Source organism: Paenibacillus xylanilyticus, assembly GCF_047246825.1.
Taxonomy (GTDB): domain Bacteria; phylum Bacillota; class Bacilli; order Paenibacillales; family Paenibacillaceae; genus Paenibacillus; species Paenibacillus xylanilyticus_B.
On the sequence record NZ_JBFOLB010000001.1, the window covers coordinates 1,509,554 to 1,524,688 of the forward strand.

At 46.9% G+C, this 15,135-nt stretch carries 15 protein-coding genes and 1 pseudogene; 5 read left to right on the forward strand and 11 right to left on the reverse strand.

Features of this window, described 5'->3' with window-relative positions:
- Window positions 1-29: 29 nt before the first annotated feature.
- On the reverse strand, window positions 30-1,160 hold the full coding sequence (locus tag AB3N00_RS06375) for an NADH-dependent flavin oxidoreductase (protein WP_413033833.1): 1,131 nt from the start codon (window positions 1,158-1,160) through the stop codon (window positions 30-32).
- A gap of 235 nt (window positions 1,161-1,395) precedes the next feature.
- Window positions 1,396-2,073, reverse strand: a complete 678-nt coding sequence (locus tag AB3N00_RS06380) for an SOS response-associated peptidase (protein ID WP_413033834.1) — start codon at window positions 2,071-2,073, stop codon at window positions 1,396-1,398.
- 163 nt (window positions 2,074-2,236) lie between these two features.
- On the opposite strand from AB3N00_RS06380, the gene AB3N00_RS06385 reads away from it, so the two are divergent.
- The 4 genes and pseudogenes from AB3N00_RS06385 to AB3N00_RS06400 all read left to right on the forward strand — a co-directional run bounded on the left by AB3N00_RS06385 (window position 2,237) and on the right by AB3N00_RS06400 (window position 3,725).
- Complete coding sequence (locus AB3N00_RS06385; RefSeq protein WP_413033835.1) at window positions 2,237-2,443, forward strand: beta-galactosidase; 207 nt, start codon at window positions 2,237-2,239, stop codon at window positions 2,441-2,443.
- Window positions 2,391-2,812, forward strand: a pseudogene (locus AB3N00_RS06390) (beta-galactosidase); the annotation flags it as partial. The gene AB3N00_RS06385 and the pseudogene AB3N00_RS06390, both read left to right, overlap by 53 nt.
- A 135-nt stretch (window positions 2,813-2,947) precedes the next feature.
- Window positions 2,948-3,433 (forward strand): beta-galactosidase trimerization domain-containing protein, encoded by a 486-nt coding sequence (locus AB3N00_RS06395; protein WP_413035207.1) that lies wholly within the window; start codon window positions 2,948-2,950, stop codon window positions 3,431-3,433.
- On the forward strand, window positions 3,378-3,725 hold the full coding sequence (locus tag AB3N00_RS06400; protein WP_413033836.1) for a beta-galactosidase trimerization domain-containing protein: 348 nt from the start codon (window positions 3,378-3,380) through the stop codon (window positions 3,723-3,725). The genes AB3N00_RS06395 and AB3N00_RS06400 overlap by 56 nt, the downstream gene beginning before the upstream one ends.
- Before the next feature lie 118 nt (window positions 3,726-3,843).
- Here AB3N00_RS06400 and AB3N00_RS06405 read toward each other — a convergent pair whose 3' ends face one another.
- From AB3N00_RS06405 to AB3N00_RS06420, 4 genes are all read right to left on the reverse strand, one after another.
- A complete protein-coding gene (locus AB3N00_RS06405) occupies window positions 3,844-5,757 on the reverse strand; it encodes an ABC transporter substrate-binding protein (RefSeq protein WP_413033837.1) in 1,914 nt (637 codons plus the stop codon).
- A 210-nt stretch (window positions 5,758-5,967) separates the two neighbouring features.
- Window positions 5,968-8,514 carry a beta-mannosidase gene (locus AB3N00_RS06410; RefSeq protein ID WP_413033838.1) on the reverse strand — a complete coding sequence of 849 codons (2,547 nt, stop codon included), beginning with the start codon at window positions 8,512-8,514 and terminating at the stop codon, window positions 5,968-5,970.
- Between the two features lie 206 nt (window positions 8,515-8,720).
- Entirely contained in the window at window positions 8,721-9,761 is a 1,041-nt protein-coding gene (locus AB3N00_RS06415) for a LacI family DNA-binding transcriptional regulator (RefSeq protein ID WP_413033839.1), read from the reverse strand.
- Window positions 9,762-9,950: 189 nt separating this feature from the next.
- Window positions 9,951-10,898, reverse strand: a complete 948-nt coding sequence (locus tag AB3N00_RS06420; protein WP_413033840.1) for a DMT family transporter — start codon at window positions 10,896-10,898, stop codon at window positions 9,951-9,953.
- A gap of 130 nt (window positions 10,899-11,028) precedes the next feature.
- Between AB3N00_RS06420 and AB3N00_RS06425 the strand changes: the two genes are divergently transcribed.
- Entirely contained in the window at window positions 11,029-11,937 is a 909-nt protein-coding gene (locus AB3N00_RS06425; RefSeq protein WP_413033841.1) for a LysR family transcriptional regulator, read from the forward strand.
- A gap of 47 nt (window positions 11,938-11,984) precedes the next feature.
- On the opposite strand, the gene AB3N00_RS06430 is transcribed toward AB3N00_RS06425, so the two are convergent.
- The 5 genes from AB3N00_RS06430 to AB3N00_RS06450 form a co-directional block, all read right to left on the reverse strand.
- Complete coding sequence (locus AB3N00_RS06430; protein WP_413033842.1) at window positions 11,985-12,188, reverse strand: hypothetical protein; 204 nt, start codon at window positions 12,186-12,188, stop codon at window positions 11,985-11,987.
- A 50-nt stretch (window positions 12,189-12,238) separates the two neighbouring features.
- Window positions 12,239-12,721: a tetratricopeptide repeat protein gene (locus AB3N00_RS06435; protein WP_413033843.1), complete on the reverse strand. Its 483-nt coding sequence runs from the start codon at window positions 12,719-12,721 to the stop codon at window positions 12,239-12,241.
- A 178-nt stretch (window positions 12,722-12,899) separates the two neighbouring features.
- Window positions 12,900-13,757 (reverse strand): heme o synthase, encoded by an 858-nt coding sequence (gene cyoE / locus AB3N00_RS06440; protein WP_413033844.1) that lies wholly within the window; start codon window positions 13,755-13,757, stop codon window positions 12,900-12,902.
- 148 nt (window positions 13,758-13,905) lie between these two features.
- Entirely contained in the window at window positions 13,906-14,472 is a 567-nt protein-coding gene (locus AB3N00_RS06445) for a hypothetical protein (RefSeq protein WP_413033845.1), read from the reverse strand.
- Window positions 14,473-14,712: 240 nt separating this feature from the next.
- On the reverse strand, window positions 14,713-15,057 hold the full coding sequence (locus AB3N00_RS06450; protein ID WP_175396192.1) for a DUF3243 domain-containing protein: 345 nt from the start codon (window positions 15,055-15,057) through the stop codon (window positions 14,713-14,715).
- Between the last annotated feature and the right edge of the window lie 78 nt (window positions 15,058-15,135).

The window sequence follows — 15,135 nt, forward strand, 5'->3', positions numbered from 1 at the left end:
TGCTCCCTCCATTCCATGCTTGAGAAGTATTATTTATCGTCTGCCAAAGGGAACCAGCCCGGCGTGTTGATAATCGCATTCCACAACCCGTCAGGGATGACCAGACGTTCCTGATCCGCTTTGGTCAAAACGGTCTCGATATCCTCTTCGCGTCCGCTCTCGATTTTCTCCACCCAGTCCGGTTCGATAATCAGCTCACGTCCGATAGCAAGCAATGGCACACCGCTTTGAAGAGCTTCCGCTGCCTCGTCCGCCGTATGGATTGAACCTACACCGATCACTGGCAACTTGCCGCCTACACGGTCAAGGATGAATTCCATTCTGGAGCGATTGTCAGCCTCGCCGCGACGCGGTTTGGACCAGAACTCGTTCAGGGACACGTGCAAGTAATCCAGATTTTTTTCTTTCAGTGCGTCAATGAGCGCGTAAGTCTCTTCCATGGTCAGACCCGGCGTTTCCGGTTCTTCAGGAGAGAAACGATACCCGACAATAAATGGCAGTTTGGTATGTTTGGCTACGACTTTCTGCACTTCATCCACGACTGCAAGCGGGAATGTCAGGCGTTTCTCAATGCTGCCACCCCAGCGGTCTTCACGGCGATTGGAATGCGGGGAGAAGAACTGCTGAATTAGATAACCATTGGCACCATGAATCTCAACACCGTCGAATCCGGCTTCGATGGCGCGACGTGTCGCTTCACCGAAATCGTTGATGATGGACGTAATTTCTTCGTCAGACAGCTCTCTTGGTACAGGAGATCCTGGACGCTCACTGGCAACGGCGCTAGGCGCAACCACTTGACCAGCCGGTACAGCTTGTTCCGGAGTGAGACGTCCGGCATGGAAGATTTGAAGAACTGCTTTGGAACCTTGCTGCTTGATTGTTTCAGCGAGGCGTTTCAGGCCGGGAACGAAGCTATCGTCATAAGCGGCAAATTGCGCCGGGAATCCGATACCGTTTGGCGTAACATACGTTACCGCAGTCACGGACATACCTGCACCACCGGTGCGACGTGCGTAATATGCCAGTTCTGCATCGGATACGGTACCGTCAGGATTGGAGGACATATGGGTCATAGGAGCGAGTACGATCCGGTTCTTGAGACTGATGCCGCTCGGCAGTGAAACTTGTTCAAACATCGGGCTATACTTTGGATTCATTCGTGGTTCCCTCCTGATTTTAATATCTCTTTAAATAGATATATGAATACGTATTTCGATTACTGTAACCATTATAGTTACTATTACTCCATATTTCAACTTTTCATTTCAATCTGTTTTTATACGATCTTATTCTTCATTAATTAAACACATTCGCTCTCCACCAAGCTCAAAACAAAAAGGGCGAAGTGTCTCATTACACTCCACCCTATGGAGGCCCATCCACAGCATACGATTAGAAATTGCGCACATATGCGAGCTTCAGGTCCATCTCTTCCACACATTCATAACAATCATGTTCATCGTTGGCTACCATCGGTGTCACCGGATACAGATTCATTTCGGTCGTGTTGTACGATTTCAGAAGAGGCAGTAACTGAGTCACTCGTGTATTGGCCGGATCAAGCCAGGTGTTAATTTCTTCTTCAGACAGGATCGCTGGCATTTTGCTGCCGAATTCGCGAGTTACCATATTAGCCCCTGTCATCAGCATCGTGCAGGTGCGAAGCGGCTGCTTGCGTGTGTCCTTCCATATTTCATATAATCCCGCAATGCCAAACAATCCACGGTCAGGCATCACGACGCGCACTGCATAACTTTTCTTGCCTTCCTGGCGCCAGTAGTACAATCCATTGCACGGAATAACGCAGCGTTTCGTTTCCACCAGCTTGTAGTAGGACGGGTTCTCATGCACGGTCATAAGATTGGCGTTCACGGCATCGCGGCCCCAGAACGGGATAAACCCCCACCGAAACTCGTCGAGTACCCGCTCCCCATCCTGATGCAAAATAATAGGTGTATGCTGGGTTGGACTGATATTGTAACGGTTTTTATAGTAATACATCACGCGTTCAATCTTGAAATGGTCCCTTACCTCATCCAAATCAGCTGCCAATGAAAAACGGTTGCACATGCTCAGGCACTTCCCTTCCCTGTGTGAATTTGAATGTATTGTTTGTTATTACAGGGAAATTATGCATAGAAACATTCAATTAAAAAATATGCAACCAGAACGTACCACCCGGCAGATATGAGATAGGATCCTGTATCATTTACTCTACATAAATAGCAAAATCGTGCTAAATCATTACCCCGAACATTGGGACCCTTCGTTATGGGAACAGGATGCCCGTTTGATGGCCGATAGTGGTGTACGTATTGTACGTGTGGGTGAATTCGCTTGGAGCCGCTTCTTATCTGCTGGACTATTCCCGTTTTCAGTCCGATTCCATCGTTTCATTTCAGCAGATTCAAGTAGAGATCATTCGCAGGAATTGTCCTGACCATGTGATCACCCATAATTTTCATAGCTACCCGCAAAAGGCAGATCAATATAAGATTGCCAAGGAACTGGACTTCGCTTCCTTCGATTATTATCCGAACCATCACCAAACAAAACCGATACGTCACCTTACAGCGGCGCACTGTCTCTGGATCTGACCCGCGGCATCAAACGTCGCAATTTCTGGATTATGGAACAGCTTAGCGGACCACCCGGGTGCTGGTTTCCAATGTGGCGCACTCCGCGTCCAGGTTTTCTGCGTGCCCACTCATGGCAGGCCATAGCTCGCGGAGCGGATGCGGTTGTGCATTTCCGCTGGAGGAGTGCAACGGTAGGAGCAGAACAATTTTGGCATGGCCTAATAGACCACAGCAACGTTCCAGGCCGTCGGTTCAAGGAATTCCAGCAGCTGTGCAATGAGGTAAACAGACTCGGCGAACGCCTTCAAGGATCTACATTACGCAATGAAGTCGCTATCTTGCATTCGCATGAGCAATTATACGCCTTGCATATCCAACCCCAGGCAGAGGGATTGGACTACTACGAAAACATAAAGGTTTGGCATCGTGCTTTGACCAAATCAGGAATCAGTACGGATGTCATTCACTCTTCCGAAGCTTTCAATGGTTACAAAATCATTATTGCCCCACATCTGTACCTCCTGGACGAAGAGACAGCAGAACGACTGCAAGCTTTTGCAGCTGCAGGAGGAACCCTCATTCTAACGCATCGTTCCGGCGTTAAGGATGACAACAACGTCTGCGTGATGGCCCCGCTTCCGGGTCTGTTGTCTGCTTGTTCTGGTGTGCGAGTGACCGAATATGATCCAGTTGGCAGTGACACCATCATGATTCGAGATGATCAGGGCAATTCATACGCCGCATCCCAGTGGGCAGATGTACTTGAACTGGACACTGCACAACCAGTCGCTGTGTATGCGGGATCAATTTTATGCGGAAAGTGCAGCTGTTACGCGAAATCATTGGGGTGAGGGTGAAGTCTATTACGTAGGCACCCAGCCGGAAGAGGCTTACCTGCGCAAGCTGCTGCGAACCATTGGGGATCACCTCCAACTTACGGGAATTGAAGCTTTCCCTGACGGAGTACAGATTACCACCCGGACCGGTCCGAATGGATCATTTCGTTTTATTCTGAACTTGAGTCCTGAACCTGTCTCCATTCAGTTGAAAGCCTCATATACCAGTGCGCTGGACGGCATAGATAAAGGACCTCATTTGAAACTCGATGGCTACGATATTGAGATTGTCGAGATCAAAGCGTAAGAAGCATCCCGTTCCCCGAAAAACGTGTTCAAAAAAAAGAAAAGGCCCGCTGTGCATGTGAAATGCACTCGGGCCTTTAAGCGTGGGGCTACAACCTTTAGCTCACATATTTAATTCTTCATTTGGATGTATTCAGCTCAATGATCCAGTCAGCCAGGTCCTGTGTCTGCTTGAGCAAAGCGATCGGATCACGGAACCAGGATTCTTCCTCCGTCCATATGTATACCTTATTGTTCTTGACCGCAGGCAATGAACCCCACACCGGGTCAGCCTGAAGCTCTTCCAGCTGTGCAGAACTGGTCAAAACCATATAATCTCCGGCGTATTTGGATAGCAGTTCTATGGAGAATTCATGATATGCCCCCTGCATCAACTCGGAAGGCACAGTTTTTGGAGCTTGTAATCCAAGCAGCTCGTAGAGGTTACGGCCTCCTCGTCCAGACTGTTCTCCAAAAATAAAGACCTGACGATCATATTCCTGCATGACCGAGAAGGTCGCATCTGCTGGAACTACGTCCTGCACATCCTGCCTGATTTTCGCAATTTCTTCATCGAAATCAGCCAGCCACTTTTTGGCTTCAGCTTCTTTGCCAAGCACGTTAGCGAAATAATTCACCTCGTCTTTTAATGTTGGAAAAGTGATGGATGCGATCGAAACAGTTGGTGCTATCTTGCTGTATTTTTCATAAGCCGCCTTGTCCGGATTCAATGTAATAATAAGATCGGGTTCCAGTGCCATTAATTGTTCAATTGAATCCCCAATCGTTTCAACTCCGTCCAATTTTCCTTCCAGATAAGGACTATTCATCAGAAATTGCCCTCCACCTATCGGCCTGATACCTAGAGCAAGAACTGTTCCCAAATAATCGATTGCCGCTACTCGCTGCGGGTGAGCGGGAATCTCCACATCGCCAAATGCAGTTGTTACGGTTTTTGTTTCAGCAGTGGCTGTTTGTTCAGGTTCAGCAACTGCATCTGATGACACTGCGTTCTGCCCCGCTGTTCCACATGCACTCATTGTGAAAACCAACACAAGCGAAATTAATGCCGCTTTTAGATTGTTAAACATTTTTATTTCCTCTTCTCCCTTGTATTGATAATGATTATCATCATCAATTAAAGGATACCTTCCAGACGGTCCCGTTACAATGGATTCCTTTGTTTCCTTTATTGTACTTTTTGAAACTCTCTTCAATGGATTACGATGTTTCAAGCGAAATTGTCCTGGCGTTGTCCCCAGTTCTTTCTTAAATACCCGGTTGAAATAAAAAGGATCGGGATAGCCCACATAAGCAGCAATTTCATTCAAAGTCGCTTCTGACGTAGTGAGCAGCAGACGAGCTTCATTCATTCGCATGCGAATCATATATTCTGTCGGCGTAACTCCCGTCTGTTCCTTGAATTTGCGTGAAAGATACTGTGGACTATAATTTAAAGACTTCGCCAGCGACTCTAGGGAAATTGGTTCCCGAAAATGGTTTGTAAGATATCGCAGGACATATTCGCTAAGTGAAGGCAATTGTTCTATACCTTGCATCTGCACCCGCTGCCGTAACACAAGTTGTACCAGTTGAAAAAAGCGAGCTTTTACCTGGAGTTTATTCAGAGAACCCTGTTCGGTCCAGCAATGATGAATATCGCGAACGAGCTCACGCAATTCGAGCGGATTGTCCGGCTCGGCTGTCCAGCTTTGCTCAAAAGGATTGCTATTTATCAGCATTATCCGATACTCTCGCAAAACGTTTGCAGGTAACGTTGATTTGTAGAAAATCAGATAAGCTTCCATGGTTCCATTGCCACTAGCTTCAACCGTCAAACAGCACCCCTTCCCCCCATGCAATAATAGAAACCTGCTCGTTGTCCAAACTTCCTGATCCAGCCACAGTTGTCCCCGACCCGTTACAAACACAAACGCACTGGTAGGTAAAACATAGTTCCTCAATTCCTCACTATCCTGAACATTCATAAGCCGAACATCCAGAACTCGCACCTGAACCTGATCCCACAACTGAATATGATCATGAATACTCATGTTGATTTCCTCTCCCATTTATATGTGTTAGCCAATAAACAATCTAGTGAGCCCTCACAAATGATAATGATTATCAATTATAGCGAATCTGTACGATTCTTAGAAGCATAAGTCTTTTAAGCATGAAAAAATAAAAAACCGCTGTCTCCCTACAAAGGGAGAATCAACGGTTTGGATATAAAATGCCTCTCAGTTAACAAGATAATCGGATTACAATTTGATAAAATCAGCCATCGAACGAACCTGAATTGCACCCGTTTCCGAAGCTGCGCCAGCTTTCTGTAATCCCTCTCTGGATGTGAACTGGACCTTCACCGGAATGCCTGGAATGAGATCGAAGAAGTTATCCGAGAACACGCCTTCTGCCTCTGACGAAATCCATACCTGTTTGGCAAGAACGTCGCTTTCGAGCACCAGATATACGCCATCATTCTCCTGAACCTCAGTCACCTGGATTGCAGCCTTCTTCAAGCCAATATCCTTCGACGGTGCAAAATAGTGCTCCTGCACGATGTCTGCATGCCCATCCTGCTTCAGATCCAATCGTAACAGCGTTGTTGCTGCATCATGGCCTTGCAACCAGTCGGACGATTTCAAAGACAGAACCAGTTTACCGGAATTGGATTCCAGTGCCACTGCATGCTCTTCCTCTCGATATACCGTACCATCGAATCCGATCAGGCGTACCTGCAATCGGCCTTCAACAGGTTGCAACTGATCCGAGATCAGATAAATATCTGTCGCATCTTCCTTCGTACCATCTACAGAGATCAGCACATCACTAAAACTGCGTTTGGCGTAATATTGCAATGCCTTCCAGTTACCGAAGTAGTCCATGCCTGCCCAGGAAGCGACCGGCCAGCAATCATTCATCTGCCAGTAAAGCGTCCCCATACAGAACGGTTTGCGGCGGCGATGTGCCTCAATGGCTGTTTTCATAGCTTCTGCCTGAAGTACTTGACTCATGTACAGGAAGGATGGGAAATCCTTCGGTTCATGCATGTACATATCCATGTATTGCTTGATCAGGCGGTTACCTGCACCATTCTTTTGGTGTGCCAGCATAACTTCGGATTCCAGTGCCAAATCTTCTTCCTCGGCGTACTTGCGAACAGATTTGTATTCGGGGAAAGACTGGAAGCCGTATTCACTCATGAAGCGTCCAACGTGAACGTTGTAGTTTTCAAAAGGTTCAACGCTGTGCCACACGCCCCAGTAGTGAATATCCCCTTCTGCTGTCGATGGGTGAGCATGCTGCTTCTCATCACCTGTCAGCGATACCAGAGGCGAAGAAGGCCAGTAATCTACACCCGGTGCGAAGGTTTCAACAACTTCAGGCAGAAGTTCATGGAAGATGGCTTCATAGTCTGCCCAGATTTTCTCACGCTGTTCCGCAGTATAGTCCTTTTTCCAGCCCCAGCCGCCGTTCTCAATGTAATGAGCCCAAGCCGAATCAATCTCGTTGTTGCCGCACCACAAGACGATGCTTGGATGGTTGCGAAGCCGTTTTACATTATCAATGGCCTCATGTTTCACACTGTTCAGAAATGCTTCATCACCCGGATACATGCTGCAGGCAAACATAAAGTCCTGCCACACCAGCAAGCCATACTCATCGCACAATTCATAGAATACATCTTCTTCATAGATCCCGCCGCCCCATACACGCAGCATGTTCATGTTGGACTCGGCTGCGGAAACGATCTCATGCCGATATCGTTCAGCTGTAATTTCGGTGATGAAGCTGTCGTTCGGAATGTGATTGGCGCCTTTGGCAAAGACCGCTACCCCGTTCAATTCAAAATAGAAGGAAGCTCCAGCTTCATCCTTGTCCCGAACCAGACGTATGGATCTAAGTCCTGTTTTTACCGTTGAATCAGCTACAACCTGTTCCCCTTGCAGAACTTCCGTTACGAAAGAGTACATGTGCGGATCACCGAGTCCCCGGCTCCACCACAGCTTCGGTTCGTTGATGGCAATGGGGATCTCTATCGTTTGTACACCTGATTGCAAGGCTGCAGTCTGCTCCCATGTCTGACCGTCCGTACCGATCCGAATCACCGTTTCAATCGGGCTCGCCGTCTCTACTTCCACAATCGCTGTCAGTGAAGCCACGGAAGCGGTTACTTCGTTTTGCCGGATAAATACATCATTGATTTTCACTTCAGACCAGCCTTCCAGACGTGCTTCACGCCAGATGCCGCTTGTCACGAAGCGAGGACCCCAGTCCCAACCATAGTGATACGGTGCTTTTCGGGCAAAAATACTGACCCTTTTGTCACCAAGTCCACCAACGTCGGATTGATCATTGGATGCGGGCAGTGCATACCCGAGCTTCTCCAGCTTGGGCAGATCTTCCTGAATCGGGGACCGAAAGCGGATTCGCAGTACGTTACCATTCCCCTTTACAATCGACTTTACATCCACGTTCCACACTCTGAACATATTGTCAGCAGATAAAACGTGCTGTTCATTCACATATACATCTGCATACGTATCGAGACCTTCAAAGACAATCTGTAAATGTTCCTGGGACAGCAAATCCTCGTTCACATCAAATTCTGTACGGTATTCCCAATCCTTCTTGTCAATCCACTGAACCTCTTTCTCGTTAGTTCCATAAAACGGGTCCGGAATCTTGTCCAGTTTCAGCAGATCCGTATGAACACAGCCGGGTACCTGAGCCGGCATCCATTCCTGATCCTCACAAGCCTTGAATGTCCAGTTCTGAAAAATCTGTGATTGTATTTTACTCATAACAGCCTCCGTTTATCGATGAAGTGATTTGAATCGAAACGACATTTTGTTAGGTTTTGTTATTATAAAAACGAATAACTCACAAAACAAAATTAACATGATAAGCCTGTCTCAGTCAATCTGTTTTGCAAAATAAAAACCAAATAACAAAACAAAAAAAGGACATGAGCTTCACTACACTCATGTCTCTTCCATTCCTCTATATATTATTCACCTTCAACCTGCTCCCGCACAGCATTATATTCATCACGAACAACCAGTTCAGAATAGATCAACTTGCGTTCATAAGGTTCATCTGGATGATCCATACGCCATAATAATTGATCTACCGCCCTTATGCCAAGGTTCTCCTTATTAATATGAACCGTGGCAAGAATGGGCTCGTCCATACTGGTGTTATCAAACCCGGTTACCGCACAGCGTTCAGGCACCGAAACTCCCCTGTTTTGCAAGGCGCGCAGTACATTGACAGCTGTGTGATCATTGGCACAGACAATGACTTCAGGAATATCGGCTATCGGCATCTCAATAATGGCCTTCTGAATAAGCCGAAGATCCGGGCCCAACAAGTCCGCGCGTTGTGTCCCCAGCAGCTGCATTTCTTCCAGTACCGACCGGTACCCCATCCATCGCTCCCTGAAGCTCGCAGCATCAGGTAACTGGCCGGCAAACTGGAACCGTTTGTACCCTTTGCCTACGAGCATCAGCACCAGTTCTTTCATACACTTCATGTTGTCCGTAAATACGGTATCTCCGTGAATGGCGGGGTCTTCGTGATCGACCATCACAAGCGGAATTTGAAGCCTGTAAATCTCTAGCAAAATAGGCGTTGAGATGGAGCCCACTGTTATAATTCCACTAATCGCTTCAGGATTGAGGACAGAGAACATCCGGTCCGAAGACGGCTCGGTCAACGTTAATATATCCATGCCCTGTTCATTAAGTCGTGCAGAAATGCCATCAAATACTGGCCCCCAATACAGTGAAGAGCGATTCTGGGACCGAATGTTGGGAAACAAAATCAAAATCGTGCCTGTTTGCAATTGCTTAATGCCACGTTCAGGCTGCGGCTCCACAGAATAACGTTTCGGTTCAGCCTTGAAATACCCAAGTTGTCCGGCCGTTCTCACAATCATATCCCGGGTTTGTTCACTCACTCCCGGTTTTCCCGTCAGAGCACGGGAAACTGCGAATTTCGACACACCCGCTGCATCAGCGATTTGCTGCATGGTTACTTTTTTGCCCATACGACTCACCCGTTCTCCCTTAAATTACATCCAGTGTAGCATAAAAAACAGAAATCAACAAAACAAGTTGTCATTTTTGTTTTGTTTGTTAGCCAACTTCGAATGGTTATTTACACATAAAGTGTCATAAAAAAGAGTTTGGACCCTCTTCCTGAAAGAGAGATCCAAACTCTTTTGATTTCTACTGATTTATACCCCGGTAGCACCCTGTTCTCCAAGCTCTGTGGGTAACGTCGCCCGCTTTCTGCGCCAAAACCTGACGTCCCATGATTTGATCTCCGTAATTAATACGCCTATCAACATCAATGCGGCTCCAGTGTATCCTTGCAGCGTTAGTGATTCGCCCTGGAAGCTGAATGCGAATGCCGCCGCGAACAAAGGTTCCAGAGAGAAAATAAGACTGGTCCGGGTTGGCGACGCATGACGCTGAGCCAGCGTCTGCAGGATGTAGCCAAGGCCACTGCATAACACGCCCAGTCCAAGAATAGCGACCCAGGATTCAGGGCTATTCGGCAAGCGAGGGCTTTCGAACAGGAATGTAGCTCCGATCCCCCAGAGGGCTGCCACACCAAGCTGGATGGTACCGAGCGTTAAGGGATCATGTTTGGGAATGTACTTTCCAGCGATCAGTATATAAATGGCATATGTTAGAGCCGCCAAAATACACAGTACATCCCCGGTATGCAGGCTAAGTTCATGCTGAAGCGTAAGCAGGCCAAGTCCGGCAACGGCCACAATAATGCTAATCATCAACCGGGTATCCGGCATACGTCTATGTAAGATCGTGCTCAGGATTGGGACAAAGATCACGGCCAAACTAATCAGGAATCCTGCCTGCGAAGTTGTCGTCCGCTGTACTCCATAGGTGATTAACACAAAAGCTGCAAATAATGCCGTTCCCATAATCGTGCCCGCTCCGAGTGCCTTCAGGTCCATCCGGAACAGTCTGCGATGGAAAATGACCGCTGCCGCAATAAAAGCAATACTGAAGCGGAAAGCGACCAGATTGAGTTCCTGCATGGATTCCAGACCCGACTTCATAAACAAATAGGAGGAGCCCCAAATAACCGTTGCGAGCAGCATCTGCAGATCTGCTCTTCTTGTAACATTCACTTGTTTTCCACTTGCTTTACCCACGCTGCTTCAACCTTCATTCTATGTAATGTTCTCTGCTGAGTCCGTACCAACCAACTCGCCTTGGCAAGTATAAACGATCTCTTTGCATTATAAAAATGAATATTTATAATAGTTAATATGAAATAAATTCATGTATTTATCGTCGGAAGGAACGGATCGAAATATGTCATTGGTCAAATATGAGATTTTGAACGCAGTCGTGGAATATGGGAGTCTCACCAAGGCTGCTGAAGCACTGAATATTACTCAGTCTGCTGTCAGTCACGCTATTGCCAGTCTGGAAACGGATTGTGGATTCTCATTGTTGAATCGAGGTCGCACAGGCGTACATGTTACCACTGAGGGGGAACGGATTCTGGGTTACACCCGAGAAATTTTGCGCTGGAACGAACTTATGAATCAGGAAATATCATTAATTCGGGGAGCTGAGGTAGGTACAGTACGAATAGGAACCTTTGCCAGTGTATCGACCCAATGGCTGCCTGGAATACTGAAGCAGTTTCGCCTGCACCATCCTGGAATTGAGATCAAACTGTGGGAAGGCGACTACGCTGAAATTGAAGCCTGGCTTGCAGGCGGAGCCATTGATCTCGGTTTTTTATCCCTTGGCGATGCTTCGCCTTATGAAACGATCCCTTTGCAAAAAGACAGGATGATGTGCATCCTGCCTCAAGGTCACCCGCTTGCAGATGAGACTTCTGTAACGTTTGAAGTCCTGCTGGAACAGCCTTTTATTCTTCCCCGTTGGGGCGGTGATAATGAAATTGAACGTTTGATTCGCCAGCATGCTGCCAAGCTGAATGTGGTCTACGAGGTTGCAGAGGATCAGGCCATTATGGCCATGGTCCGGAACGGACTCGGTATTAGCCTCCTGCCGGAGATGGTTCTACAAGGCCATACGGCTGAGCTGGTTCTTGTTCCGCTCCACGGAGATCCTTATCGTACTATAGGTCTGGCCTGTCCCTCCCTTGCCAATCTGTCTCCAGCAACCCGCAGGTTTATTGAAGCCGTTCAAGAATGGCTGGCTCATGCCCGTTAGTCTGCGAAAAGATGTTTTAAATAACGCTCAGGATTATTCAAAAAGCCTTAACTGCCACCACTTACAAATTGTACAACGCCAATGTATATCATGAGTATAAAAAGGACTGCCAACACAACACCAAAGCCAATCAGAAACCGAGTTGCAGGTGAACGTCGATTTCCCTGCAGACTGCCTGCCAACAGATCCAGCTTCTGCTCAAGCCGTTCAACCCTCTCCTTCACCTGTTCCAGTTCATTGTTGGAGTTCATGATACCATCCTCTCATCCTAATTTGAGGCACCCGTCTCAAAACGATATATCTAGCTCCACACCCGATCCAATTGATCCGAATAAAAGCGGATCGCCCTGCTGTATTCGTTAATTCCCTCATCACCCGATGTATCTGCCAGCTGTATGAGCAACCGTTTCATGGCTTCCGCATGCTCTCCCAAATTGTAGAGTACCATTGCATAGAACACTTCCAATTCCCGATGTTCGGGAAATTCTTTAATCCCCTTTTCTAACCATATTTTTGCCTGGTCATACTGCCCCAGGGTCCGGTACGTGCTGCCGAGTCCAAGTATGGCACCCGCTCTGTCTTCCCCAGTCAATCCTTGACGGAGAGCTGCCTCGTAGTATGGCACTGCTTCGCGTTCCAATCCAAGTGAATCATGTGTCCAGGCCAGTTGGTACGAGATGTGCGCGTTATCCGGTTCCTTCTCAGCCATTTCCTGCAATAACTCAACAGCCTCCTGCATCTTCCCTTCTTGTCTCAACAGGATCGCCTGCTCCAGATGACTCATTAATATGCACCCTCTTCCAAAATCTTCATAATAGAAAACATCTGTTAATTATAGCAAAAAAACACCTCAGGTCCTAAACGGGGACGTTCAGCTTGTCCACACGCCGTTCCATAAGATGCTTGTTTTGATATGTCATAATGACGATATCATGTTTGTAGTGTACCAGCACAAGACCAGATTATGCCCAGGTCGTATTTGCCACCATTAGGATAAATATAAGCATTAGATAATTAACCGAGATCAAAAAGTTGATTTTGGCCCATTTTTCGTCATCCGTTGCTTTGAGTCCACTGAGCGTATGGATGAACCAAATCAGTCCGCCAGCCAGCGACACCAGTAAAAAGACGAGTCCAACATAGTCATAGTAGTACAACAGCCAAACAGCAGGGAGCAGCAAGAAAACGTAAGGCACCATCTGATACTTGGTCCGTTTAATCCCTTTTACAACAGGCAAAAGCGGAAAACCGGCTGCACGATATTCCTCTACCCGGCGGATGCCAAGTGACCAGAAGTGAGGCGGCTGCCATAAAAATAACAGCGCGAACAGCAACCATGCACCCATATCGATCTGATTCGTCACCGCACAGTAACCGATGACGGGCGGCATCGCACCGGCTATTCCCCCGAGGGAAGTACTCCAGGTGGAGCTGCGCTTCAGCCACATCGTGTAAATGACGATATAAGCAAACCACCCCAGAAGTGAAAGCCAGCCTGAGAGGGGATTCACCCAAACGTATAACACGATAAACCCGGCAATCCCCAGAATGATACCGTACCAGAGTACAAAGCCTGGGCGAAGATGGTTGATGTACTCAATCCGTTTTTTGGTCCGTTCCATCTTCTGATCCAGTTCACGATCCCAGTAATTGTTGATGACACAAGCGGATGCAATGACCAGAGTTGACCCGATAATAACCAGCAGCAGGGATAACCACGAGATATCCCATTTTGAAGCGACCCAGAATCCTACTGCAACCGCAAACACATTAAGCCGCAGCAGTCTAGGCTTCGTTAATGCAATCATGTCTTTAAGCATGAGGAGCCTCCTGAACTATGTAAAAACACCATTCCAATAATGATACATGTACCTACAATGAATTACAATCTTCTTTCACATTTTGTCATAATCAAAAAAGCATTCCCCACCGTTCTGACGAACAGGAAGAATGCTTGAGCATATATGTTTAAGGTATATATTGCTGTACAATTTTTGTAACTTTTCCGTCTTGCACAGTAAGGTGATACGGAAAAACGGACAGATCCAAAATGGCTTTGTTCTCATATAACGATTCAAATTTGCTGAGAGCAATTGGTTCATTCCATTGGATCGTGGTACCTTGTACCGTTCCATCTCGATCATATAGCTGCATCAGCATTTCGGCATCTGCGCTAACTTCAACCTTTTCCTGCTCCTTGCTATCATTGATAATATAGTAGCCATCCGGAGCACCATCTATACCTGAATCAGGGTTACGCTGCTCGAATACTCTATCTGCTTCTTCTCCCTGATACCATCCAATCTTGTCCACGACCAAATACAGTTTGCCATTCTCCTGCTGCAGATCATCCACATACGCTGTATACATTTCGGAATTGACTGCCTGAGCTTCTTTGGTTGAAACTTGTGAGGAACTGGTACTTTCCTCGGCATTCGCCGGTGTAAGCAAATATGTAGTAAGCACAATGATACCCAACAATAGCGTAACAGTACCCAGCATCTTAAATTTCCATTGTTTCGCCGCGTTCTTCATAGGCAGCATCTCTCCTTATATGAACGTTACTATTCCTTAACCGGAAGGGTTTTGCTTCAAACGCTCATGTGAATATTCGTTTCAACTTTTACTATAGACATCATATCTCTTTACATTCAATCAAAAGTATCAGCCAGATGAAAAATAGTTACAATCCGCGTCACTAATATCTCAGAAAATGCCACCATCAAAAAGGGAACCTCAAATGCAGTGCATTTAAGGTCCCCTACAGATTTAATCTTAATGAGTGTGTTGTGCCAGACGCACCAGCATATGGGCCAGCATGTGGCGTTCTTCTTCCTTACCCACATTCCACAGCTCCTGCAGCAATTTCTCTTCACGGTTGCGAGGCTCTTCTTTGGCAGCCAGATAATCAGCTACCTTCTCGGCAATTTTGGCCATTTGTTCCTCACCGAGGCCAATGGATTCACCCATAGCAATACGTTTCCCGAGGTATTCCTTGAAGGCATCAAAATTTTGCAGTATTTGTTCCCGCTCTTCCGGTGCGATTTTGTCTATGGCGTTTTCAACCTTTTCCGTTGCTACTTGACCATCCTTATGGATCACATGATTGTTTTCATTCATTATAAATTCCTCCTTTAGCGTTATGATTTGACTCTTCATCTATAATATAAACTTCTCGCCGGAGATTAATCAGTCCAT